The following is a 19,529-nucleotide window of genomic DNA, read 5'->3' as shown; positions in this document are numbered from 1 at the left end:
TGTAAAGCCCTAAATAAAGCGGTATCATTTAAACATTGAACCGGAAGTGCATGATGTCGCCGTCCTGCACCACGTAGTCCTTGCCTTCTACGGCCATTTTGCCGGCTTCTTTGATTTTGACCTCGGTCTTGTACTCCTGGTAATCGGGCAGCTTGATGACCTCGGCGCGGATGAAGCCCTTCTCGAAGTCGGAGTGGATGACGCCGGCCGCGGCGGGGGCTTTGTCCCCCTTGTGGATGGTCCAGGCGCGCACTTCCTGCACGCCGGCGGTGAAGTAAGTAATCAGGTTCAGCAGCTCGTAGCTGGCCCGGATGAGCTTGTTCAGGCCCGACTCGGTGAGGCCGTACTCGCCCAGGAACATGGCTTTTTCCTCGGGGTCTTCCATCTCGGCAATCTGGGCTTCGATGGCGGCCGACACCAGCACCACCTGGGCACCTTCGGCTTTCACGTGCTCGCGCAGGGCATCTACGTGCTTATTGCCGTTGCTGGCAATGCTGGCCTCGTCCACGTTGGCCACGTAAATCACGGGCTTGATGGTGAGCAGCTGCAGGTCGGCCACAGCGGCCAGGTCGTCTTCGGAAGCAGCCACGGCGCGGGCGTTCTGGCCGGCTTCGAGGGCGGCTTTGTATTTCTGGAGCGAGGCTACTTCCTTCTTGGCCACGGAGTCGCCGGCTTTGGCGCTGCGCTCCGACTTCTGCAGCTTCTTCTCAACGCTTTCCAGGTCCTTGAGCTGCAGTTCGGTATCGATGACGTCTTTATCAAAAACGGGGTCCACACCGCCGGCTACGTGCACGATGTTGGGGTCGTCGAAGCAGCGCACCACGTGAATGATGGCGTCCACCTCGCGGATGTTGGCCAGGAATTTATTGCCCAGGCCCTCGCCCTTGCTGGCGCCCTTCACGAGGCCGGCAATATCGACAAACTCGATGATAGTGGGCAGCACGCGCTTGGGGTTCACCAGCGCTTCCAGGATTTGCAGGCGCTCATCGGGCACGGTAATGACACCCACGTTGGGCTCGATGGTGCAGAAGGGATAGTTGGCCGATTCGGCCTTGGCGTTGGAAAGCGCGTTGAAAAGGGTGGATTTACCGACGTTCGGCAAGCCGACGATACCGCAGCGGAGGCCCATTTATCTAGGGTTGAGTGTTGAATGTTAAAGGTTGAATTGGGGGCAATTCGGCTGCAAAGGTACGGCTTAGGCAATGGCTTCTAGAAAAAAGAACGTCATACGGAGCGCCGTCGAAGCATCGCTGCCGCGCCGTCTGTCAGGCTGACGAAGGAAGCATCTTATCACCACTGAACGACAGCCGTTCTTACTTGATAAGGTCCTTCGCTTGGCGCAGGATGACAAATGGCGCGGCAGCGATGCTTCGACGGCGCTCCGCATGACGTTCTTCTGTGTCGTCGTACCGAGCGGATGCCCTAGTAGATGTCGTCGCTGCGGTTGGGGTCGAAGGCGGGGCGGGGCTGGTCCCGGTCGTCGTAGTCGCGCGGGCGGTCAAGCTCGGCCACTTCTTCGGGGGTGAGCAGCTCTTCACGCACGTAGTCCACGGCGTCCTGCAGGGCATCCACAAACTTCATGAAATCCTCCTTGTAAAGGAAAATCTTGTGCTTTTCGTACGAAACGGAGTCGTCGCCGTTCTGGCGGCGCTTGCTCTCGGTAATGGTCAGGTAGTAATCCTGACCGCGGGTAGCTTTCACGTCGAAGAAATACGTGCGCTTGCCAGCTTTAATGCGTTGGGAATAAATCTCTTCCTGGTCGTGACGGTCGTCCACTGGAATTGGGTGGGGTATGAGTGGGAAATAGAATCGGTCGGTTGGTTGAAGGGCCTAACTTACGAAATGCGCATCAAAGATAAACGCGGGGCGCGGGGCAGGTGTTGAGGTATCTTTGAACGTCAGCCGCGCAACCCATCTGTCATCCTGAGCACAGCGAAGGACCTTATCCCCTGAGCACTATTATCGCTCAAGCGTGAGAAGGTCCTTAGATGCGCTCAGGATGACATGCGGTTCTCTTCCAGCCCGCCCCAACCCATGCCCCTCGACCTCGCTTCCATTCGCTCCTTCGAAAACCTCGAGTTTCTGGCCCGCCAGCTGGTCGATGGGTTCATCACCGGCCTGCACCAGTCGCCTTATCATGGCTTTTCGGTGGAGTTTTCGGAGCACCGGCTGTACAATCCCGGCGAGAGCACGCGCCATATTGACTGGAAGGTATTTGCCCGCACCGATAAGCTGTTTGTGAAGCGCTACGAGGAAGAAACCAACCTGCGCGCCCACCTGCTGCTCGACGTGAGCCCCAGCATGTACTACCCCGCGCCAGGCCACGACAAGCTGAAATTCAGCATTCTGGCCTCGGCCGCCCTCACCACCCTGCTCACCCGGCAGCGCGACGCCGTGGGCCTCGTCACCTTCGCCGACAGCATCGAGCTGCAAACGCCGGTGCGCTCCACCAGCACCCACCGCCACACACTGCTGCTCACGCTGCAACAGCTGCTGGAGCGCCCGCCCGTGCCCAAATCGGGCCGGGGCACCAACGTGGCCGGCACCATCCACGCCATTGCCCAGCAGATTCCCAAACGCTCCCTGGTCATCGTGTTCAGCGACATGCTGGGGCGCGGCGCGGCCGAGCAGGAAGCTGCCTTGGCCGCTCTGCAGCACCTCAAGCACCAGCACCACGAGGTGCTCTTGTTCCACATCCTCGACCGCGCCACCGAGGCCAATTTCGACTTCGCCGAGCGGCCCTACATCTTCGAAGACGTGGAAACCGGGCTCGAAATCAAGCTTCAGCCCTCGCAAATCAAAGAGCACTACCAGGCGGCCATGACGGCCTACGAGCAGGAACTGGCCCAGCGCTGCGGCCAGCTGCGCATCGATTTCGTGCCCGTGGACGTGCGCGAGCCGTTCGAGAAAGTGCTGTATGCCTACTTGGTGAAGCGGGGCAAGGTGCGATAAAACATTAGTGAAACGTCATGCAGGGCGCAGCGAAGCATCTTTACCGCGCAACGTAATCTGAGTATCAGAACTGGTGTAGAGGTAAAGATGCTTCGCTGCGCCCTGCATGACGTTCCTCATATTTAACACTCACTATTATCTCCTCCATTACTCGTGTTCATTCTCCGTCTCGTTCTCATTTTCACGGTTTCGCTGCTGGTGTTTGCACCCATCACCGGTTACATCGCCTACAACTACGGCCGCTCGTTCTGGCGCTGGTTTGCGTTTGGGATGTTAGTGCCGTTTTTTTCCGTTTTCGTGGCGCTGTTTGTGGCCATGCGCGAGCGGGCGGCCGAGGAAAAAGCGGCCGGGCATGAGGCACGTCGGCGGCGGGGGTAGCCCCGGCATCGGCGCGACGGCCGTACCTTTGCCTGGTAATTTCTTTGCCATTCTGTTTCGATGCTTGAGGCACTTATTGTAATCCTAACCCCGCTGCTTTTCATGCCCGTCATGACGGCGTTTATGGCTTACAACCACGGTCGGTCGTTTTGGCGATGGTTTGGCGTAGGGTGTGCGCTGCCCTACGTGTCGCTGTTCGTGGTGATGTTTGTGGTGCACCGCGACAAGAAAATGCATGCATCGGCAGTGGCCGCTGACTTGACTAGCTTGGCGGGCCCGATTGGTTGATTTTTCGTTTCTCTCTTTTCTTTCTTTATGTACCAAACGCTGCTCATTCTTCACTCCTGGTCCCGCTGGTTTGTGGTCATCTTTGGCCTCATTGCTGTGTTTCGCGCCTACTCGGGCTATTCCGGCCGCCGCCCCTTCACTGGCGCCGACAACGGGATGAGCGCCGCTTTTTCGGGCTTTATGTGGTTGCAAGTGCTCATTGGCCTGGGCTTGTATTTTGGCCTTAGCCCCTGGGGCCTGAATGCCATGAAGCAAGCCGGCGCCATGCAAGACCCCACCAAGCGTTTCTTCGGCATGGAGCACGTGGCCGTGATGATACTGGCCGCCATTGTGGCCCAGGTAGGCCGCATCGCCGTGAAAAAAACCGCCGACAGCACCCAGAAGCACCGCAAAGCGCTGCTCTATTTCGGCGTGGCTTTGCTGCTCGTGCTGCTCATGATTCCGTGGGGCATCTGGAATCCGGCCCGGCCGTTGTTCCGTTTTGGGTTTTAAGTCCTAAGTTTGAGAAACGGCGTAGTTGCTATCACGCCGCTTCTCATAATTGTTTTGGTAATTTTTGCCAGTTAGCCTGTGCCCGCCGCGCCCAAACGTGCCTATTCCGTCGAGGACTTTTCCGACCTGATAAACACGCGTCTGCAAAAACTGGAAAGCAAGCGCGAGGCCCAGCAGCGCTATGGCAGCCTGTTGGCTGTGCTACGGCAGCAGATAGACTCCTACCGAAAGCACCAGAACGCAGGCAAGTAACCATTTGCTTTCTCGTTCGACACAAAAAAGCCTTCCTGCAGCTGTGCAGGAAGGCTTTTTTAGTTTATAGTCTCGGCAACGTTAAATTCCCTGTCCGCCCGATACTTCAATGCGCTGGGCATTCACCCAGCCGGCCTCCGGGGTGCAGAGGAAGGCTACCACGGGGCCAATGTCAGTGGGCAGGCCCACCCGGCCCAGGGCGGTGAGGCTGGCGATGTGGGCATTCACGTCTTTGTTGTCGCGGGTGCGGCCGCCGCCAAAATCGGTTTCCACCGCGCCGGGGGCCACCACATTGACGCGGATGCGGCGCGGACCCAGGGCCTTGGCCAGGTAGCGGGTCAGGATTTCCACGCCCCCCTTCATGCTGGCGTAGGCCGACGACAGGTCGTTGGTCATTTTCGTCAGGCCCGACGAGATGTTAACGATGCCGCCGCCGTCGTTGAGCAGCGGCAGGGCCTGCTGCGTCAGGAAATAAGGGCCTTTGAAGTGAATGTTCAGCATGTCGTCGAACTGCTGCACCGAGGTGCTGGCAAACGGCGCGTAGAGGCCCGTGCCGGCGTTGTTGATGAGGAAATCAAACTTGTCGGCGTCGAAGGTCTCGCGCAGGGCAGCCTGCACCTGCTCGAAAAAACCGGCGAAGCTGCCCACGTTCGACGCATCGAGTTGCAGGGCCACGGCGTTTTGGCCGGCGGCCCGCACCTGAGCCACCACGCCTTCGGCTTCGGCCTGCTGGCTGTGGTAAGTCACAATGACGTCGAGACCTTTTTTGGCCAGGTTCAGGGCCATGTCTTTGCCCAGGCCGCGGCTGCCGCCGGTGACGAGGGCGATTTTGGAATTGCTCATCAGTTGAGTTGGTTGAGGTGAAATGATGAGGCAAAGGTCCGGGCCCGATGGATGGGGTTTATGGTGAGTAGTTAAGTTTAAATGGTGACTGTTTCCGCTGCGGCGCCATTAGTTAGCCCTTACCAGGGCAGCAGGCCATTGGTGGCCGATGACATCGTGCCCGACGGCCCATCGGCCGGTAGCAGGGCCAGCCGGATGGCTTCGGCGGCCCCTTGCGCGGGGGTGTCGGAGCCGGCAAAGCCATTCAGCTCGGTGGCGGTGTAGCCGGGAGCGGCCGAATTTACTTTAATGGCCGTGTCGCGCAGCTCGTGGGCCAGCTGCACGGTGAGCATGTTAAGCGCGGCTTTCGAAGCGGAATAGCCCAGCAGCCCCCAGTCATTTTGCCCGCTGAGGGTGAGCGAACCCAACGGACTCGACACGTTGACGATGCGCCCCGCGGCGGCCTGCTTCACCAAGGTCAAAAACGCCTGGGTGACGGCCAGCGTGCCCAGAAAATTGGTGTGGAGCACCTGCTCTACACTGCGAATGTCGGCCGAGCTGGGCGCACCGTCGCCGGGCACGTTGATGCCGGCGTTGTTTACCAGGATGTCGAGCCGGCCTTCCGTGCGTTGCAGGTGCACCACGGCCGCGTCGAGGGTAGCTTGGTTGCCCAGGTCCACTTCCAAGAAGCGGACGTCGCCTGCCGATGCCAGTTCTGCTACGGCTTGCTGGCCTTTGGCGGCCTCGCGGGCGCCCAGGTACACGCGGCAGCCTGCCTGCAGCAGCCCCCGCACGATTTCGAAACCAATGCCTTTGTTGCCGCCTGTGACCAGCGCAATTTTCTCGTTTGCCATGTTGCTTGTGGTTTTTTGGCCTCTCGGAACGGAGACCGGTTGGTACGCCACAAAGGTCTGGCCGATGGATAACGGGGCAGCTTCGCCAGTCAATCCATCTATTTTAGATTTCAAACAACTTCTCTGCCCGGTCTGCTTCGCGGACTAAAAGGTCGCGCCACTTACCCGGCCAAGCGCCGGAAGTCGCCCGGGGTGTGGCCGGCGTGGCGCTTAAAGAAAGTGCAGAAGTGGGCCACATCGGCAAAGCCGAGGCTGTCGGCAACTTCCGACACGCTCCAGGTGGATTGCTTCAGCAACAGCCTTGCCTCCTGCACCAAGCGGCGGCTGATGAGGGCGGTGGTGGTGTGGCCGGTGGTTTCCTTCAGCACGCGGTTGAGGTGGTTGACGTGCACGGCCAGCTGCTGGGCATAGTCGGTGGCCGTGCGCAGGCGCAAGGGCGGCTGCGGGCTTCGGCGCGGAAACTGCCGCTCCAGCAGCTCCTCAAATTGGGAGGCCACGCGTTCGGCAGCGCTGTGCTTGGCCAGCGGAACTCGCACCAGCTGCAGCTTCTGCACCAGATAAATCAGCTCCCAGAGGTAGGTGCACAGCAGGTCGGGCTTGTAGGCGTAGGCCGAGGGCAGCTCGCGTGCCATCTTCTCGAAAATGGCTTCGAGCGCGGCGCAATCGGCCTCGGTCACCTCCCACACCGGGTAGGCCCCGGGCTGAAAAATCGGGAGCTCGGAAAGCACCACGCCGGTGCGGGCCGGCAGCAGAAAGGCATCGTCGAAGAGGCAGCAGTAGCCGGCGGGCGCCTCGGCAAGCGGCAGCCAGCGGTAGGTCACCCGCGGCGTCACCAGAAACAAGGTATTCGTGCCCACGTGCGGGGCCTGGTCGGCATATTCCACCTGGCTGCGCCCGTGGCAGAGCGTGATTTTGTAGTAATCCTTCCGGCTGAAATTCATCGGGGGCGCCCCACGCAAATCCTCCAGTGGGAATACGTTGAAGTGGCCTCCACCCGGCCCCAGGTCCGGCGGCGGCAGCACGCCCACCGCCGACTCCGGCGTGGGGGCACAAGCCTCGTAAAAGGCGGCGAGCGACTTAGGTTCCAGCGGGGCAGTGGTGCGCATTAGGCGGGGAAGTAAGCGGCGGCGACGGGCTTACGCACCTCTGCAGCAGCGGGTACACTTTCCGGAGCTGGTGCCGCGCGCTCGGCCGCCCACACCTGCTCGCGGTATTGCTTGGGTGTGCAGCCCTGGAAGCGCTTGAAAAACTTGGTGAAGTTGGAAGGGTCGTAGGTAAGGTTGGCGGCTACGTCGGCCACCGAGCGGCTGGGATCGCGCAGCAGCTGCCGGGCTGCGTCGAGGATGCGCTCCTCAAAAAAGTAGCACGGCGAATGGCCGGTGGCAAGCTTGATGGTGTTGCTCAGGTGCGTGGCGTGGATGCAAAGGATGCCCGCGAAATCACGGATTTCGAACATCTCGGTGGCGCGGCCGGCCACGATGTCGGCCAGGTGCCGGTCCACTTCGCGCAGGTAGTCGGCGGTGATTTCGTGCTGGCGGGCGAAGAGCGTCGGGGGGAGGGCAGGGCGGGGCATGGCTTGGAAATGACTGGACTGATACCCATTAGCTTCGCAACACGAAAATGGGCTTTCTGTTGCTGGCTTTTGTTTTTTGGATGTGACTTTGAAGCAGACGAAGCCGTGCGGAATTTACCTATTACTGCCAAAGAAATAACACCTAAAAGTCTGACAGCAAAACAGTACCATTCCTACCCCACCCTTTTTCATGAAGTTATTCTTAACGCTGAAGCATTGGCAGGTCTTTGCTCTGCAAATGGGGCCTGCTGTTATTTCGCAATGTTTTCTGTTCAGTGGATTGCAGTCTGGTGCCGCCATCGGTTCTTTCCTTCTGCTGTTCGCCATTGGGATGGTATTTTATGCGGGTACGCTCTTTGCCTGGTTGTACGCGGTGGCCAGTGGCTTGCGCAGTAGGCTTCCCGCTACGGTGCCCATGCGTCTGAACTGGTTTAGAACGGCTCTGTTTGTCCCTGCTTTCTACATCACGGCCATTCTGGCTTACTTGCTCTTCGGGTCCGTCGCAGATATGGGCGGTAGCCAGGTCGCGCTTCTCGCGGTGCTGATTGTGCCGTTGCACCTGCTCTCGATGGCCGGCATGCTGTACTGCATCTACTTTACTGCTAAATTGCTGAAAGCGGTTGAGCTACAGCGCCCACTGGACCTTTCCGACTATTTGGGGGAATTGTTCCTGATTTGGTTTTTCCCCATTGGCATCTGGCTCATTCAGCCGCGCGTCAACGCCTTGGTTGGTGCCACCCCGCTGGTTACCAGAGGCCCCAATCCTGGGTAGGCCGGATTTGATACTTAATCAGGCTCTCCCCAAATCGAAGTACCTCCTTGGTATCAAAAAGGGCCATAACGCCCCGTCGCTCCCCCGCGGCGGGGCTTTTTTGTGCCCCTTCGAAACAAAATCCTACCTTCGCCCCATCAATCTCCTCTCCCACCCAATCCCCATTTCATGCCCACCCTACACGACCACGCCCACATCGGCGGCCAAACCTTGCGCCCCGAAAGTTTGATGATGAGCTATGGCTATATCCCCGCCTGGAGCGAGGGCGCCATCAAGCCGCCCATTTTCCAAACGTCTACCTTCGTCTTCAGCAGCGCCGAGCAAGGCAAGGCCTATTTTGAGCTGGCTTACGGCCTGCGCCAGGCCAACCCCGACGAGGAAATGGGCCTCATCTACTCCCGCCTCAACAACCCCAGCCTCGAAATTCTGGAACACCGCCTCACGCTCTGGGACGGCGCTGAGGACGCGGCCAGCTTTGCCAGCGGCATGGCGGCCATCAGCACCACGCTGCTGGCCCTGCTCAAGCCCGGTGATGTGGTGTTGCACTCCGAACCTGTGTATGGTGGTTCCGATTTCTTCCTGAAAAACGTGCTGCCCAAGTTCGGCATCACCGCCGTGGGCTTCCGCCCCACCGCCACCCCGGAGGAGCTCACGGCCCAGGTGGCTGGCATCGAGCAGGGCCGCCTGGCCATGATTTTCGTGGAAACGCCCGCTAACCCCACCAACCACCTCGTCGACCTGGAAGCCTGCGCCGCGCTGGCCCGCCAGCACGGCACCCCCGAGCACCCCATTCGCCTAGTGGTCGACAACACTTTCCTGGGCCCAGTTTTTCAGCACCCGCTCAAGCATGGGGCCGATGTGGTGTTGTATTCTGCCACCAAGTTTCTGGGCGGCCACTCCGACCTCATTGCCGGCGCGGCCCTGGCCAATAAGGCGCTCATGAAGGAAATCAAAGCCATGCGCACCTTCATGGGCACCATGTGCGACCCCAACACCGGCTGGATGCTCATGCGCTCGCTCGAAACCCTGAAGCTGCGCATGGAGCGCGCCGCCCAGTCGGCCCAAACCATTGCCGACTGGCTGCGCCAGCACCCGCTGGTGGCTCGCACTTACTACCTCACCCACCTCGAGCATTGCCCCGCCCAGCAAGACATCTACCGCCGCCACTGCCTCTCGCCCGGCTCCATGATTTCGTTCGACATCAAGGGCGGCGAGGCGGAAGCCTTCCGCTTCCTCAACGCCCTGCGCCTCATCAAACTGGCCGTGAGCCTCGGCGGCACCGAAAGCCTGGCCGAGCATCCCGCCACCATGACGCACTCCGACATTTCGGTGCCCGAACAGGCCGAAATGGGCATCACCGCCCAAATGATACGCCTCAGCATCGGCGTGGAAGACCCGCAGGATTTAATGCTGGACCTGGAGCAGGCGTTTGCGGCCGTGGGCATGGCGCAGGCGCGGGAGTTGGAGCTAGCTTAGGTTTGACTCCCATCTCTATCAGTGACTTCAATGTACTGACGGACTATGAAGTCAGTACATTGGCTTGAATAATCTGTGCTTAGACGCAATTCACTATGCCCATAGAACGCAATCTACTATTCTGGAACACAAAAGGGCGCGATAAATGCATTTTGCCGTTACAAGAAATAGTAAAAAACAACCGCATTGATATTTTACTTTTAGCTGAATGTCCTGCTGACACTGCAGCAATAGCTTCGAAGATTGGGTTACCGTTCGTTTCTCACAGCAACGCAGGATTAACGTTCTTTGCTGCTATGCCTGAGCTTATTGTAGTGAACGACCAAAACATCCCAATAAACGCTCAGCTAGCCATAATACCCGACCCGGCCAATCCTGACCCAACAGCTGATAATTTAATTATCGCGCGATTGGATGTAGGCGATATGCATATATTATTGGCTGGTGTACATCTACCCAGCAAATGGCAAGGACGAGATGCCAATACGCAGGCGAATTTCGCTGAAAAATGCAGACGATACATCCAGATACAAGAGGGACTGCAAAACATAAATCAGACTATCATCTTTGGAGATTTTAATATGCATCCTTATGAGATGGGAATGACGGATAGCAAACGTGGATTCAGAACAATTTCCAGCAGCCACATTGCTCATCGGCGAAACACAATTGGCTATAGGGGAATTACCAGACGTTATTTCTATAATCCATGCTGGACGCTTTTTGGGGATTTTATTCCGAATTCGGCTACCTCACGTCCTCCCGGCACGTACTACCGCAGTCCACAAAACGATACTGACACATATTGGAATTGCCTCGATGGGGTGTTGGTTAGTCCTGAAGCCATTCCCCGGTTTGTGCTACCTTCACTAGAAGTCATAACCAATAACTCCTCTGTCAGCCATAAGCTATATGATGGCAAACGCCTTAAACCTGGCTATTCTGACCATTTACCAATCACATTCACTCTTACCTACTAATCATGCAGCCACAAAGTTTTTGGCCCTCTAAATCTGGCACTTCGCATAATGGCCCTCTTAAATTGCTTGAGAAACAGGCCGAGTTACTTAGTACTTACGATTCATCTCTAGAGGGGCGAGTGACTACCGCCTATTCCGATGGCGACGATAAAATAACTGTTGCTCTATACATTCTTAATCACAAGATTCGCGGTTATAACTACCGTCTTATCTCTTTCGAACAAAAAGTTGGCGAGGAGTATCCTGTGACATTACGAGTACATTATAATACGACTTCACCAGAAGTCGGAACCGCTTCAAATGCCGCCGAATTCGAAAAGCTTTTGGCAAAAACGTTAGCCGATAATTCCACAAAAAATATCCTCGACTATCTGCTCAATATGGGTAACATAATGCATGACTATCGGGAGGATTTAGAATAATAAAAAATGCCGCTAATACTTAGCGGCATTTTTTATTCATGTGCATAAGCCAGAAAACTACTGCCCCAGCACAATGGCGAACACCAACGGCGCCACGATGGTAGCGTCCGACTCGATGATGAATTTCGGCGTTTTCTCGCCCAGCTTGCCCCAGGTGATTTTCTCGTTGGGCACAGCGCCGGAGTAGCTGCCGTAGCTGGTGGTGGAGTCCGAAATCTGGCAGAAATAGCCCCACAGCGGCACGTCGTGGCGCTGCAGGTCCTGGTGCAGCATGGGCACCACGCAGATGGGGAAGTCGCCGGCAATGCCGCCGCCAATCTGGAAGAAGCCTACCTTGCTTTCCTCGGTGGCGGTGTTGGTGTACCAGTCGGCCAGATACATCATGTACTGGATGCCCGTCTTCATGGTGTGCACGTTCTTGATGTCGCCCGAAATCACGTGGCCGGCGTAGATGTTGCCGAGCGTAGAGTCTTCCCAACCGGGGCAGATGATGGGCAGGTTTTTCTCGGCCGCAGCCAGCATCCAGGAGTGTTTGGGGTCAATCTGGTAGTACTGCTCCAGGTCGCCCGACTTCAAAATCTGGTAGAAGAATTCGTGCGGGAAATACGACTCGCCGGCTTGGTCGGCTTTTTCCCAGTGCTTGAGCACGGTGTGCTCGATGCGGCGCATGGCTTCCTCCTCGGGGATGCAGGTATCGGTCACGCGGTTCATGTGGCGCTTCAGCAGCTCGTGCTCGTCGGCGGCGGTGAGGTCGCGGTAGTGCGGCACCCGCTCGTAGAAGTCGTGGGCCACGAGGTTGAAGATATCTTCTTCGAGGTTGGCGCCGGTGCAGCTGATAATCTGCACCTTATCCTGCCGAATAAGTTCGGCCAGCTGAATACCCAGTTCGGCGGTGCTCATGGCACCGGCCAGGGTTATCATCATCTTGCCGCCATCGGCCAGGTGCTTGTTGTAGCCATCGGCCGCGTCGATGAGGGCAGCGGCGTTGAAGTGGCGAAAGTGGTGGCGGAGGAAGTTGGTTACTTGCATGGAGAAATGGGGGGTTGTTTTCTATTTGGGTTCAGTTGAACGTCATGCCGAGCGCAGCCGAGGCATCTCGCTTGTGGTGGTAATCAAAATCCGTGAACCGATTGGATTACGCTGCGCACGCGAGATGCCTCGGCTACGCTCGGCATGACGTTGTGGTTGCTCTTACAGCTCACTTATGCCGGCGACTCAATCATTAAATTATGATTGGTGTAGATGCAGATATCGGCTGCGATGTGCAGGCCTTCTTCCACCATTTGCCGGGCCGAGAGGTGGGGCGCGTGCTTTTTGAGGGCTAGCGCAGCAGCCTGCGCATACATAGCGCCGGAGCCGATGGCAGCCACGTCGGAGTCGGGTTCCAGCACATCGCCGGTGCCGCTGATGATGAGCAGTTCGTCCTTATCGGCTACCACCATCATGGCTTCCAGCTTGCGCAGGTACTGGTCTTTGCGCCAGTCCTTGGCCAGCTCGATGGCGGCGCGCTTGAGGTTGCCGCCGTAGCTGGTCAGCTTCTCCTCGAAGCGGTCGAGTAGCATGAAGGCATCGGCCGTGGAACCGGCAAAGCCGGTCACAACCTTGCCCTCGCCGAGCTTACGGATTTTGCGCACGTTGTTTTTAGCCACGTGCTTGTCCATGGTAGCCTGGCCGTCGGCGCCCACGGCAATTTCGCCGTTGTGCCGGATGCCGAGGACGGTAGTAGAGCGGATTCTGGTCATTGCATTTGTTGTCAGTTGCTTATTGTCAGTTGTTAGTAAAAGCAGAAGTCAGTTGCCGGGCCAGCTTACGATGACCTGACAACTGACAACTAGCAACTGACAACTAAAAAATCAAATCATCAAGCGCATGGGGTCTTCCAGCAGGCTTTTCAGCGTTTGCAGGAAGGCCGCGCCGGTGGCGCCATCCACCACGCGGTGGTCGCAGCTCAGCGTCACCTTCATGATGTTGCCGATGGCCAGCGCGCCGTCTTTCACAATGGCAGTTTGCTTGATGCCGCCCACGGCCAGGATGCAGGCATCCGGCGGGTTAATGATGGCGGTGAATTCGTCGATGCCGAACATGCCCAGGTTCGAGATGGTGAAGGTGCTGCCCTCCCACTCGGCCGGCTGCAGCTTCTTGCTCTTGGCTTTGCCAGCCAGTTCCTTCACCTCGGTAGCGATGGTAGCCAGGCCCTTGCCATCGGCATTGCGGATAACCGGCACCAGCAGACCTTCGTCCACGGCCACGGCTACGCCGATGTTAATAACCTTGTTTTGACGAATCCGGTCGCCCAGCCACGAGGAGTTCACGGCCGGGTGCGAGCGCAGGGCAATGGCCGCCGACTTAATCACCAGGTCGTTGAAGCTCAGTTTCACCGGCGACAGCTCGTTGAGCTTCACGCGGGCTTCCATGGCCTTGTCCATGTTGATTTCCATCGTGAGATAGAAATGCGGAGCCGTAAACAGGCTCTCGGACAGGCGCTTGGCAATCACCTTGCGCATCTGCGACACGGGCGTGTCGGTGTAGGTGTCGGTCGAAGCCGGAGCGCTGGCAGCCGGCGCGGGGGCCGGAGCCGGAGCAGCGGCTTGTGGCGCAGCCGGGGCGGGCGCAGCCGCGGGAGCAGCTTGCGGCGCGGAAGCAGCGGCCGGAGCGGCGGCACCGGGCTGGAAGTTCTCTACGTCGCGCTGCACGATGCGGCCGTTGTCGCCACTGCCCACTATTTGGGAGAGGTTGATGCCTTTTTCTTTGGCGATGCTCTTGGCCAGCGGCGAGGCCAGGATGCGGCCGTTATTGGCCGGAGCGGCGGGGGCAGCTTGGCTGATGGCTTTTTCCTCGGCCTGCATTTCGGCCGGACGCTCAGCGTTTTCGGTTCGTGAATCCTGAACGACAGCCTGGGGAGCACCGCTGCTCTGGCCACCGCCGAGCAGAGCCTGAATGTCGGCACCTTCTTCGCCGATGATGGCGAGAATGCCGTCTACAGCTACGGCTTCGCCGGCTTTGGGGCCGGTGTAGAGCAGAGTGCCGTCTTCGTAGTTTTCCAGCTCCATCGTAGCCTTGTCGGTTTCGACTTCGGCCAGAATATCGCCCGATTTCACCTTATCGCCCACGTTTTTCAGCCAGGAGGCAATGGTGCCTTCGGTCATCGTGTCGCTCATTTTGGGCATGCGCACCACGGTGGCTTTCTTGCCATTAGGGGCAGCCGGAGCTGCAGCAGGGGCCGGCGCGGGAGCCGGAGCAGGTGCGGGTGCAGCTTTAGGCGCTTCGGCAGCGGGAGCAGCCGGGGCGGGTGCTGCGGCCGGAGCGGCACCGCCGCTCTGGCCGTTCAACAGGCCGGAAATGTCTTCGCCTTCTTTGCCTACGATGGCCAGAATACCGTCAACCGGAACGGCGTCCTTCTCTTTGGGGCCGATGTAGAGCAGGGTACCATCTTCGTAGTTTTCCAGCTCCATGGTGGCTTTGTCGGTCTCGACTTCGGCCAGGATGTCCCCGGATTTAACTTTATCACCCACTTTTTTGAGCCAGGCCGCGATGACACCTTCGGTCATCGTGTCGCTCATTTTGGGCATTTTTATGATTTCGGCCATCGGATATAGAAGCGCTAGGGTTGAGAAGGCCAAAATTAGCCGGAAAAGTTGGCGGGGGCAATGTTATTGCCGGGAGAATATAAGCAGCGTTGGTTAGAATCTGTCATCCTGAGCGCAGCGAAGGACCTTACACGTCAGAATTTCCAACGTGGTAAGGTCCTTCGCTGCGCTCAGGATGAGAGGCAATTATTTGGTTGCCTGCAAGTGCGATACGTCCAGAAAGTTCTTAATCGTGAACATCGACCCGGTGTATTCCAGCTTATATAGGCATAAGTTGCTGTGCTCAAAGCCCTCCATGCAGCTCAGTGGGTAGTTGAGGAGTTGGCAAAGCATCACGCGCATGGCCCGGCCGTGCATGCAGACCAGCACGGTTTGCTCATTTTCACGGGACTTAAGCAACTCGATGAAGGGGCGTTGGCGGGCGGCCACTTCCTCGGGGCTTTCGCCCCCGGTGAGGCGGGCGTGGGTGTTGCCGGCCAGCCAGTTGGCCAGCACCTGGCGGTATTCGGCGTCCTCTTCCATGGTGATGCGCGTGCCCTCGCGCACGCCCCAGCTGATTTCGTTGAGGCCGGCGTGGGCTTCGTGGGGCAGGCCCAGTTCGAGGAACTGCTGCACCGACTCGTGGGTGCGTCGCAGGGTGGACGTGTAGACCTTATCGAAAGGCACGTGGCCGTAAGCGGCAAAAAACTGGGCGGCCTGGCGCTGGCCGGTCTCGTTCAGGCTCGAATCGACGCCGCTGCCCTGCACGATGCCGCGCACATTGAAATCGGTCTGGCCGTGGCGGAGCAGGAAAATGGTTCGGGGCCTCACGTTGCGTGTAGTTTTGCGTAACAATCGGTCAACATTCCCTCAAAGTACGGGGATGTGGAAGAGTTGTTAGTTGCTTGTTGTTAGTTGTCGGCAGTGGCTCTGGCCTACTGTCGGTCAGCAACGAATACTCCAGCAACCAGCGGCCATTCCTAACAACTGACAACGAGCAACTAACAACTGAGCATGACCCTGGAAGAAGTACGGCGCTGGACTGCCTCCCGCCCCACCCTGGCCGATGCCCTCGGCATGGAAATCACGGACGTGCACGCCGACTACCTCGAAGGCCGGATGCCGGTGGACGGCCGCACCCACCAGCCCATGGGCCTGCTGCACGGCGGCGCCTCGGTGGCCCTGGCCGAAACCCTGGGCAGCATTGCCGCTGCCCTGCGCGTCGACCGCAGCAAACAGGCCTGCGTGGGGCTGGAAATCAACGCCAACCACATCAAAGGGGTACGCGACGGCTGGGTGCGCGGGCGGGCCACACCGGTGCACATCGGCCGCAGCACGCAGGTGTGGGAAATCCGCATCACGCACGAGGAAAGCGGCGCACTGGTGTGTATCAGTCGCATTACCATGGCCGTGATTGACCTGCCGGCCACCGGCCCCAAAGCTGTTTAGATGACAGGCTCGCAACTTCGGCACCTGCCCTGGCCGGCTGCGGCCGCCGCGCTCGATGCCCCGGCCCGGCTGCGGCACCTGGCAGCGGGCGCGCTGCGCACCGGCCGGCCGCTGGCCATCTGGCGCGAGCCCGGCCAGGAGCACCCGCGCCTGCTGGTGGCCCGCTCGCTCGAGGCCAGCTACACAGGCCTGCCGCCGGCCCTCGACGAGCAGGCGCCCGCTGGCTTCGCTTTCTTCCCCTTCCGCGACTCCGACCACAACCCGGCCCTATTCCTGCCGGCCGACGTGCGCTACGACTTGGCCCAGCCCGAAATCGTGGCCGTGACCCCGGCGGCCCGCGAGCTGGTGCCCGGCCTCACGGCCTGGCTGGCGCTGCCGCCGCTGGCCGAGCTGGCTTGGCACCACAGCACGCAACCTGTGCCCCACAGCGCCACCGAGGCCGAGTACACGGCGCTGGTGCGGGCGGGCGTGGCCGCCATTGCCGGGAAGTCGGTGGTGAAGGTGGTGTCGTCGCGGGCGGCGCGACGGCCCTTGCCACCGGGGTTCGACCCGCTGGCGGCTTTCGCGGAGCTGAGCGAGAAGTACCCCCGGGCGTTTGTGTCGTTGGTGAGCGCGCCGGGCGTAGGCACCTGGCTGGGCGCCTCGCCGGAGGTACTGGCCGAAGTGACGGCCGATGGGCAGTTTCACACCATGGCGCTGGCGGGCACGCAGCCGCTCAAACCGGGCCTGCTGCCGCAGGACGCCATCTGGCGGCAGAAGGAGATTGAGGAACAGGCGCTGGTGGCCCGCTACATCGTGAGCTGTTTCAAGCAGTTGCGACTGCGCGATTACCAAGAAACCGGACCACGCACCGTGGCCGCCGGGCAACTGCTGCACCTGCGCACCGACTTTGAGGTGGACCTGCGGCACGTGCCCAACCCCGCCTCGCTGGGCACCGACATGCTGCGGCTGCTGCACCCGACGTCGGCCGTGGGCGGCATGCCTAAAATCCCGGCGCTGGCCTTTTTGCAGCAGCACGAGGGCTACGACCGCGCCTACTACAGCGGCTTCCTGGGCCCGGTGAATGTGGCTGCGCCCGGCATCTCCCGCCTCTTCGTGAACCTGCGCTGCCTGCAGGTGCGCGCCACTGAGGCGGTGCTCTACGCCGGCACCGGCCTCACCATCGACTCGGACCCGGCGCGGGAGTGGCAGGAAACCCAGATGAAGATGCAAACCGTAAGCGCGGTGCTGCACGAAGCATAAAGAACGTCATGCTGAGCGCAGCCGAAGCATCTCTACCGCACTACTATTCATTTACTATTGCACGCGAGATGCTTCGGCTGCGCTCAGCATGACCGGTTTCTTTACCCTTAAACCTATAAAACCAGCCTATGCAGGCCGTTCATAACATCGCCGAAATCTGCGCCCGCCACGGCATTACTGATGTGGTGTTGTCGCCGGGCTCCCGCTCGGCGCCGCTCACGCTGGCATTTGCCCGCCACCCGGGTTTGAAAGTGCGTGTGGTGCCGGATGAGCGGGCCGCCGCTTTCATTGGCCTGGGCATTGCGCAGGCGCAGCGCCGGGCGGTGGCGCTGGTGTGCACTTCCGGCACCGCCGGGCTGAACTACGCACCCGCTGTGGCCGAGGCTTATTTCCAGCGCATTCCGTTGGTTGTTTTCACGGCCGACCGGCCCAATGAATGGATAGACCAGCTCGACGGCCAAACCATTCGGCAGCACAATCTCTACGGTGCCCACGCCAAAGGCGCGTTCGAGTTTCCGGTCGATACCTCGCACGCCGACGCCAAGTGGCATGCGGCGCGCCTCGTAAACGAGGCCATCAACCTGGCGCAGGCCGCGCCCGCCGGGCCGGTGCAGGTGAACGTGCCGCTGCGGGAGCCTTTTTATCCGAAGGCGGGCGAGGAAATCCAGTACGACCAAGACGTAAAAATCACGCTGGAAGCCACGCCCGAGCCGGTGCTGCCAGCCATCGAAGCAGCCGCTTTTCTGCGCGAGATAGAAACGGCCAAAAAAGTGCTGGTGGTAGCGGGCCAACACCCAGCTAATCCGGAAGTGCAGGCCACGCTGGCGGCATTTGCCACGGCCGTTGGTGCCGTGGTGGTGGGCGACACTATTTCCAATCTCTTGCCGCTGGGCGACATGGTGATTGGGCAGCAAGACGTGTTTCTGGCCGGCCTGTCGAAAGAAGCCCGCGCCGACTTGCGGCCGGATTTGCTCATTACCTACGGGCAGTCGTTGATTTCCAAAAGCCTGAAGCTATTTCTGCGCGATGCCGCACCGGCCGCGCATTGGCACATTCTGGCGCACGGCGAAGCGGCCGATACCTTCCGCGCCCTCACCCGCGTCATTCGCGTCGAGCCGGCTGGTTTTTTCCATCAGTTGGCGGCCTTGAAAACTGGTGAGAACACAACCCCTGGAGGTTCAAGTCCCGTCGGAAGCGCAGATGCACAAGGCCATACAGGTTCGGGTGCAAGTGAACTTACCGTTGCCTGGCAACAAGCTGACGCTGCGGCTGCCGAGTTTCTGAACAAATTCTTCACTGCCAAAGCCCAGCCTTTCAACGAATTTTCGGGTTTCCGGCAGGTATTGGCAGAGTTGCCTTTTTATACCGCCCTGCACCTCGCCAACAGCATGGCCGTGCGCTATACCAACATATTGGGCGTGCCCAAGGACCGCGAAATCGAGGTATTCGCCAACCGCGGCACCAGCGGCATCGACGGCTGCAACTCCACGGCCGTGGGCGCCGCCCTGGCCCAGCCAGGGCGGCCCGTGGTACTACTCACCGGCGACGTAGCGTTTTTCTACGACCGCAACGCCTTCTGGCACAACTACCCCACGCCCAATCTGCGGGTGGTGCTGTTCAACAACCACGGCGGCGGCATCTTCCGCCTCATCGACGGGCCGCGGCAGCAGCCGGAGCTGGACGAGTTTTTTGAAACGCGCCAGCTGCTCACGGCCGAGAACACGGCCAAGGATTTTAACCTGCGCTACTTCCCGGTTTCGTCTTTCGCTGAACTTGAAGCCGCGCTGCCGGTTTTCTTTGCAGCCGAAACCGGCGCGGCGATTCTGGAAGTCTTCACCGACTCGAAGACCAACGCGGCGTTTTTTGAGGAATACCGAACGGCTGTTAAAAAGGCTTTTTCAAAACTCTAACAGAACGTCATGCAGAGCGCAGCGAAGCATCTTTACCTCTTTGCTAATTCAATCAGTCAACGAAGCGGTAAAGATGCTTCGCTGCGCTCTGCATGACGTTT

The 19,529-nt window shown here is 59.4% G+C and carries 22 protein-coding genes; 12 read left to right on the top strand and 10 right to left on the bottom strand.

All coding sequences use genetic code 11. The features are described from left to right. Positions 1-28: 28 nt before the first annotated feature. Together ychF and I2I01_RS21890 are read right to left on the bottom strand one after the other, a co-directional pair. Positions 29-1,129 (bottom strand): redox-regulated ATPase YchF, encoded by a 1,101-nt coding sequence (gene ychF, locus I2I01_RS21895; protein ID WP_196288662.1) that lies wholly within the window; start codon positions 1,127-1,129, stop codon positions 29-31. A gap of 293 nt (positions 1,130-1,422) precedes the next feature. Further along, entirely contained in the window at positions 1,423-1,776 is a 354-nt protein-coding gene (locus I2I01_RS21890; RefSeq protein WP_196288661.1) for a DUF3276 family protein, read from the bottom strand. Positions 1,777-2,034: 258 nt separating this feature from the next. On the opposite strand from I2I01_RS21890, the gene I2I01_RS21885 reads away from it, so the two are divergent. The 5 genes from I2I01_RS21885 (at position 2,035) to I2I01_RS21865 (ending at position 4,362) form a co-directional block, all read left to right on the top strand. Continuing rightward, complete coding sequence (locus I2I01_RS21885; RefSeq protein ID WP_196288660.1) at positions 2,035-2,952, top strand: DUF58 domain-containing protein; 918 nt, start codon at positions 2,035-2,037, stop codon at positions 2,950-2,952. Between the two features lie 153 nt (positions 2,953-3,105). Then, positions 3,106-3,330 carry a hypothetical protein gene (locus I2I01_RS21880; RefSeq protein ID WP_196288659.1) on the top strand — a complete coding sequence of 75 codons (225 nt, stop codon included), beginning with the start codon at positions 3,106-3,108 and terminating at the stop codon, positions 3,328-3,330. 102 nt (positions 3,331-3,432) lie between these two features. After that, positions 3,433-3,618 (top strand): hypothetical protein, encoded by a 186-nt coding sequence (locus I2I01_RS21875; RefSeq protein ID WP_196288658.1) that lies wholly within the window; start codon positions 3,433-3,435, stop codon positions 3,616-3,618. Between the two features lie 27 nt (positions 3,619-3,645). Further along, positions 3,646-4,110, top strand: a complete 465-nt coding sequence (locus tag I2I01_RS21870) for a hypothetical protein (RefSeq protein WP_196288657.1) — start codon at positions 3,646-3,648, stop codon at positions 4,108-4,110. Between the two features lie 78 nt (positions 4,111-4,188). After that, positions 4,189-4,362 carry a hypothetical protein gene (locus I2I01_RS21865; protein ID WP_196288656.1) on the top strand — a complete coding sequence of 58 codons (174 nt, stop codon included), beginning with the start codon at positions 4,189-4,191 and terminating at the stop codon, positions 4,360-4,362. 81 nt (positions 4,363-4,443) lie between these two features. On the opposite strand, the gene I2I01_RS21860 is transcribed toward I2I01_RS21865, so the two are convergent. The 4 genes from I2I01_RS21860 to I2I01_RS21845 all read right to left on the bottom strand — a co-directional run bounded on the left by I2I01_RS21860 (position 4,444) and on the right by I2I01_RS21845 (position 7,611). After that, positions 4,444-5,205, bottom strand: coding sequence for an SDR family NAD(P)-dependent oxidoreductase (locus I2I01_RS21860; RefSeq protein ID WP_196288655.1), 762 nt, complete (start codon positions 5,203-5,205; stop codon positions 4,444-4,446). Between the two features lie 119 nt (positions 5,206-5,324). Further along, on the bottom strand, positions 5,325-6,038 hold the full coding sequence (locus I2I01_RS21855; RefSeq protein WP_196288654.1) for an SDR family oxidoreductase: 714 nt from the start codon (positions 6,036-6,038) through the stop codon (positions 5,325-5,327). A 161-nt stretch (positions 6,039-6,199) separates the two neighbouring features. Continuing rightward, entirely contained in the window at positions 6,200-7,144 is a 945-nt protein-coding gene (locus I2I01_RS21850; RefSeq protein ID WP_196288653.1) for a helix-turn-helix domain-containing protein, read from the bottom strand. Then, positions 7,144-7,611 (bottom strand): helix-turn-helix domain-containing protein, encoded by a 468-nt coding sequence (locus tag I2I01_RS21845; RefSeq protein ID WP_196288652.1) that lies wholly within the window; start codon positions 7,609-7,611, stop codon positions 7,144-7,146. Before I2I01_RS21845 ends, I2I01_RS21850 begins: the two co-directional genes overlap by 1 nt. 190 nt (positions 7,612-7,801) lie before the next feature. Between I2I01_RS21845 and I2I01_RS21840 the strand changes: the two genes are divergently transcribed. The 4 genes from I2I01_RS21840 (at position 7,802) to I2I01_RS21825 (ending at position 11,261) form a co-directional block, all read left to right on the top strand. Beyond that, entirely contained in the window at positions 7,802-8,383 is a 582-nt protein-coding gene (locus I2I01_RS21840; protein WP_196288651.1) for a hypothetical protein, read from the top strand. Positions 8,384-8,551: 168 nt separating this feature from the next. Further along, positions 8,552-9,859 carry a cystathionine gamma-synthase family protein gene (locus tag I2I01_RS21835; RefSeq protein ID WP_196288650.1) on the top strand — a complete coding sequence of 436 codons (1,308 nt, stop codon included), beginning with the start codon at positions 8,552-8,554 and terminating at the stop codon, positions 9,857-9,859. Between the two features lie 95 nt (positions 9,860-9,954). Continuing rightward, complete coding sequence (locus I2I01_RS21830; RefSeq protein WP_196288649.1) at positions 9,955-10,839, top strand: endonuclease/exonuclease/phosphatase family protein; 885 nt, start codon at positions 9,955-9,957, stop codon at positions 10,837-10,839. A gap of 2 nt (positions 10,840-10,841) precedes the next feature. Then, positions 10,842-11,261 carry a hypothetical protein gene (locus tag I2I01_RS21825; protein ID WP_196288648.1) on the top strand — a complete coding sequence of 140 codons (420 nt, stop codon included), beginning with the start codon at positions 10,842-10,844 and terminating at the stop codon, positions 11,259-11,261. Between the two features lie 57 nt (positions 11,262-11,318). Here I2I01_RS21825 and I2I01_RS21820 read toward each other — a convergent pair whose 3' ends face one another. From I2I01_RS21820 to I2I01_RS21805, 4 genes are all read right to left on the bottom strand, one after another. Further along, complete coding sequence (locus I2I01_RS21820; protein ID WP_196288647.1) at positions 11,319-12,290, bottom strand: deoxyhypusine synthase family protein; 972 nt, start codon at positions 12,288-12,290, stop codon at positions 11,319-11,321. A gap of 173 nt (positions 12,291-12,463) precedes the next feature. Continuing rightward, complete coding sequence (gene hslV / locus I2I01_RS21815) at positions 12,464-13,003, bottom strand: ATP-dependent protease subunit HslV (protein ID WP_196288646.1); 540 nt, start codon at positions 13,001-13,003, stop codon at positions 12,464-12,466. 111 nt (positions 13,004-13,114) lie between these two features. Next, positions 13,115-14,848 (bottom strand): pyruvate dehydrogenase complex dihydrolipoamide acetyltransferase, encoded by a 1,734-nt coding sequence (locus I2I01_RS21810; RefSeq protein WP_196288645.1) that lies wholly within the window; start codon positions 14,846-14,848, stop codon positions 13,115-13,117. Between the two features lie 186 nt (positions 14,849-15,034). Beyond that, on the bottom strand, positions 15,035-15,658 hold the full coding sequence (locus tag I2I01_RS21805; protein ID WP_196288644.1) for a histidine phosphatase family protein: 624 nt from the start codon (positions 15,656-15,658) through the stop codon (positions 15,035-15,037). A gap of 183 nt (positions 15,659-15,841) precedes the next feature. Between I2I01_RS21805 and I2I01_RS21800 the strand changes: the two genes are divergently transcribed. From I2I01_RS21800 to menD, 3 genes are all read left to right on the top strand, one after another. Then, complete coding sequence (locus I2I01_RS21800) at positions 15,842-16,276, top strand: hotdog fold thioesterase (protein WP_196288643.1); 435 nt, start codon at positions 15,842-15,844, stop codon at positions 16,274-16,276. Then, complete coding sequence (locus I2I01_RS21795; RefSeq protein WP_196288642.1) at positions 16,277-17,518, top strand: chorismate-binding protein; 1,242 nt, start codon at positions 16,277-16,279, stop codon at positions 17,516-17,518. Between the two features lie 128 nt (positions 17,519-17,646). After that, positions 17,647-19,428, top strand: a complete 1,782-nt coding sequence (gene menD / locus I2I01_RS21790; protein WP_196288641.1) for a 2-succinyl-5-enolpyruvyl-6-hydroxy-3-cyclohexene-1-carboxylic-acid synthase — start codon at positions 17,647-17,649, stop codon at positions 19,426-19,428. Positions 19,429-19,529: the final 101 nt, after the last annotated feature.

It is taken from the genome of Hymenobacter properus (assembly GCF_015694735.1).
Classification (GTDB): domain Bacteria; phylum Bacteroidota; class Bacteroidia; order Cytophagales; family Hymenobacteraceae; genus Hymenobacter; species Hymenobacter properus.
The sequence above is the reverse complement of the archived record's forward strand: the minus strand, read 5'-3'. Positions and strand labels throughout refer to the sequence as shown.

Coding starts and splice junctions, on each gene's coding strand:
- I2I01_RS21875 (WP_196288658.1), top strand. CDS start 3,433: ATGCCCGTCATGACGGCGTTTATGGCTTACAACCACGGTCGGTCGTTT.
- hslV (WP_196288646.1), bottom strand. CDS start 13,003: ATGACCAGAATCCGCTCTACTACCGTCCTCGGCATCCGGCACAACGGC.
- menD (WP_196288641.1), top strand. CDS start 17,647: ATGCAGGCCGTTCATAACATCGCCGAAATCTGCGCCCGCCACGGCATT.
- I2I01_RS21855 (WP_196288654.1), bottom strand. CDS start 6,038: ATGGCAAACGAGAAAATTGCGCTGGTCACAGGCGGCAACAAAGGCATT.
- I2I01_RS21835 (WP_196288650.1), top strand. CDS start 8,552: ATGCCCACCCTACACGACCACGCCCACATCGGCGGCCAAACCTTGCGC.
- ychF (WP_196288662.1), bottom strand. CDS start 1,129: ATGGGCCTCCGCTGCGGTATCGTCGGCTTGCCGAACGTCGGTAAATCC.
- I2I01_RS21795 (WP_196288642.1), top strand. CDS start 16,277: ATGACAGGCTCGCAACTTCGGCACCTGCCCTGGCCGGCTGCGGCCGCC.
- I2I01_RS21870 (WP_196288657.1), top strand. CDS start 3,646: ATGTACCAAACGCTGCTCATTCTTCACTCCTGGTCCCGCTGGTTTGTG.
- I2I01_RS21850 (WP_196288653.1), bottom strand. CDS start 7,144: ATGCGCACCACTGCCCCGCTGGAACCTAAGTCGCTCGCCGCCTTTTAC.
- I2I01_RS21800 (WP_196288643.1), top strand. CDS start 15,842: ATGACCCTGGAAGAAGTACGGCGCTGGACTGCCTCCCGCCCCACCCTG.
- I2I01_RS21820 (WP_196288647.1), bottom strand. CDS start 12,290: ATGCAAGTAACCAACTTCCTCCGCCACCACTTTCGCCACTTCAACGCC.
- I2I01_RS21860 (WP_196288655.1), bottom strand. CDS start 5,205: ATGAGCAATTCCAAAATCGCCCTCGTCACCGGCGGCAGCCGCGGCCTG.
- I2I01_RS21810 (WP_196288645.1), bottom strand. CDS start 14,848: ATGGCCGAAATCATAAAAATGCCCAAAATGAGCGACACGATGACCGAA.
- I2I01_RS21830 (WP_196288649.1), top strand. CDS start 9,955: ATGCCCATAGAACGCAATCTACTATTCTGGAACACAAAAGGGCGCGAT.
- I2I01_RS21845 (WP_196288652.1), bottom strand. CDS start 7,611: ATGCCCCGCCCTGCCCTCCCCCCGACGCTCTTCGCCCGCCAGCACGAA.
- I2I01_RS21825 (WP_196288648.1), top strand. CDS start 10,842: ATGCAGCCACAAAGTTTTTGGCCCTCTAAATCTGGCACTTCGCATAAT.
- I2I01_RS21840 (WP_196288651.1), top strand. CDS start 7,802: ATGAAGTTATTCTTAACGCTGAAGCATTGGCAGGTCTTTGCTCTGCAA.
- I2I01_RS21885 (WP_196288660.1), top strand. CDS start 2,035: ATGCCCCTCGACCTCGCTTCCATTCGCTCCTTCGAAAACCTCGAGTTT.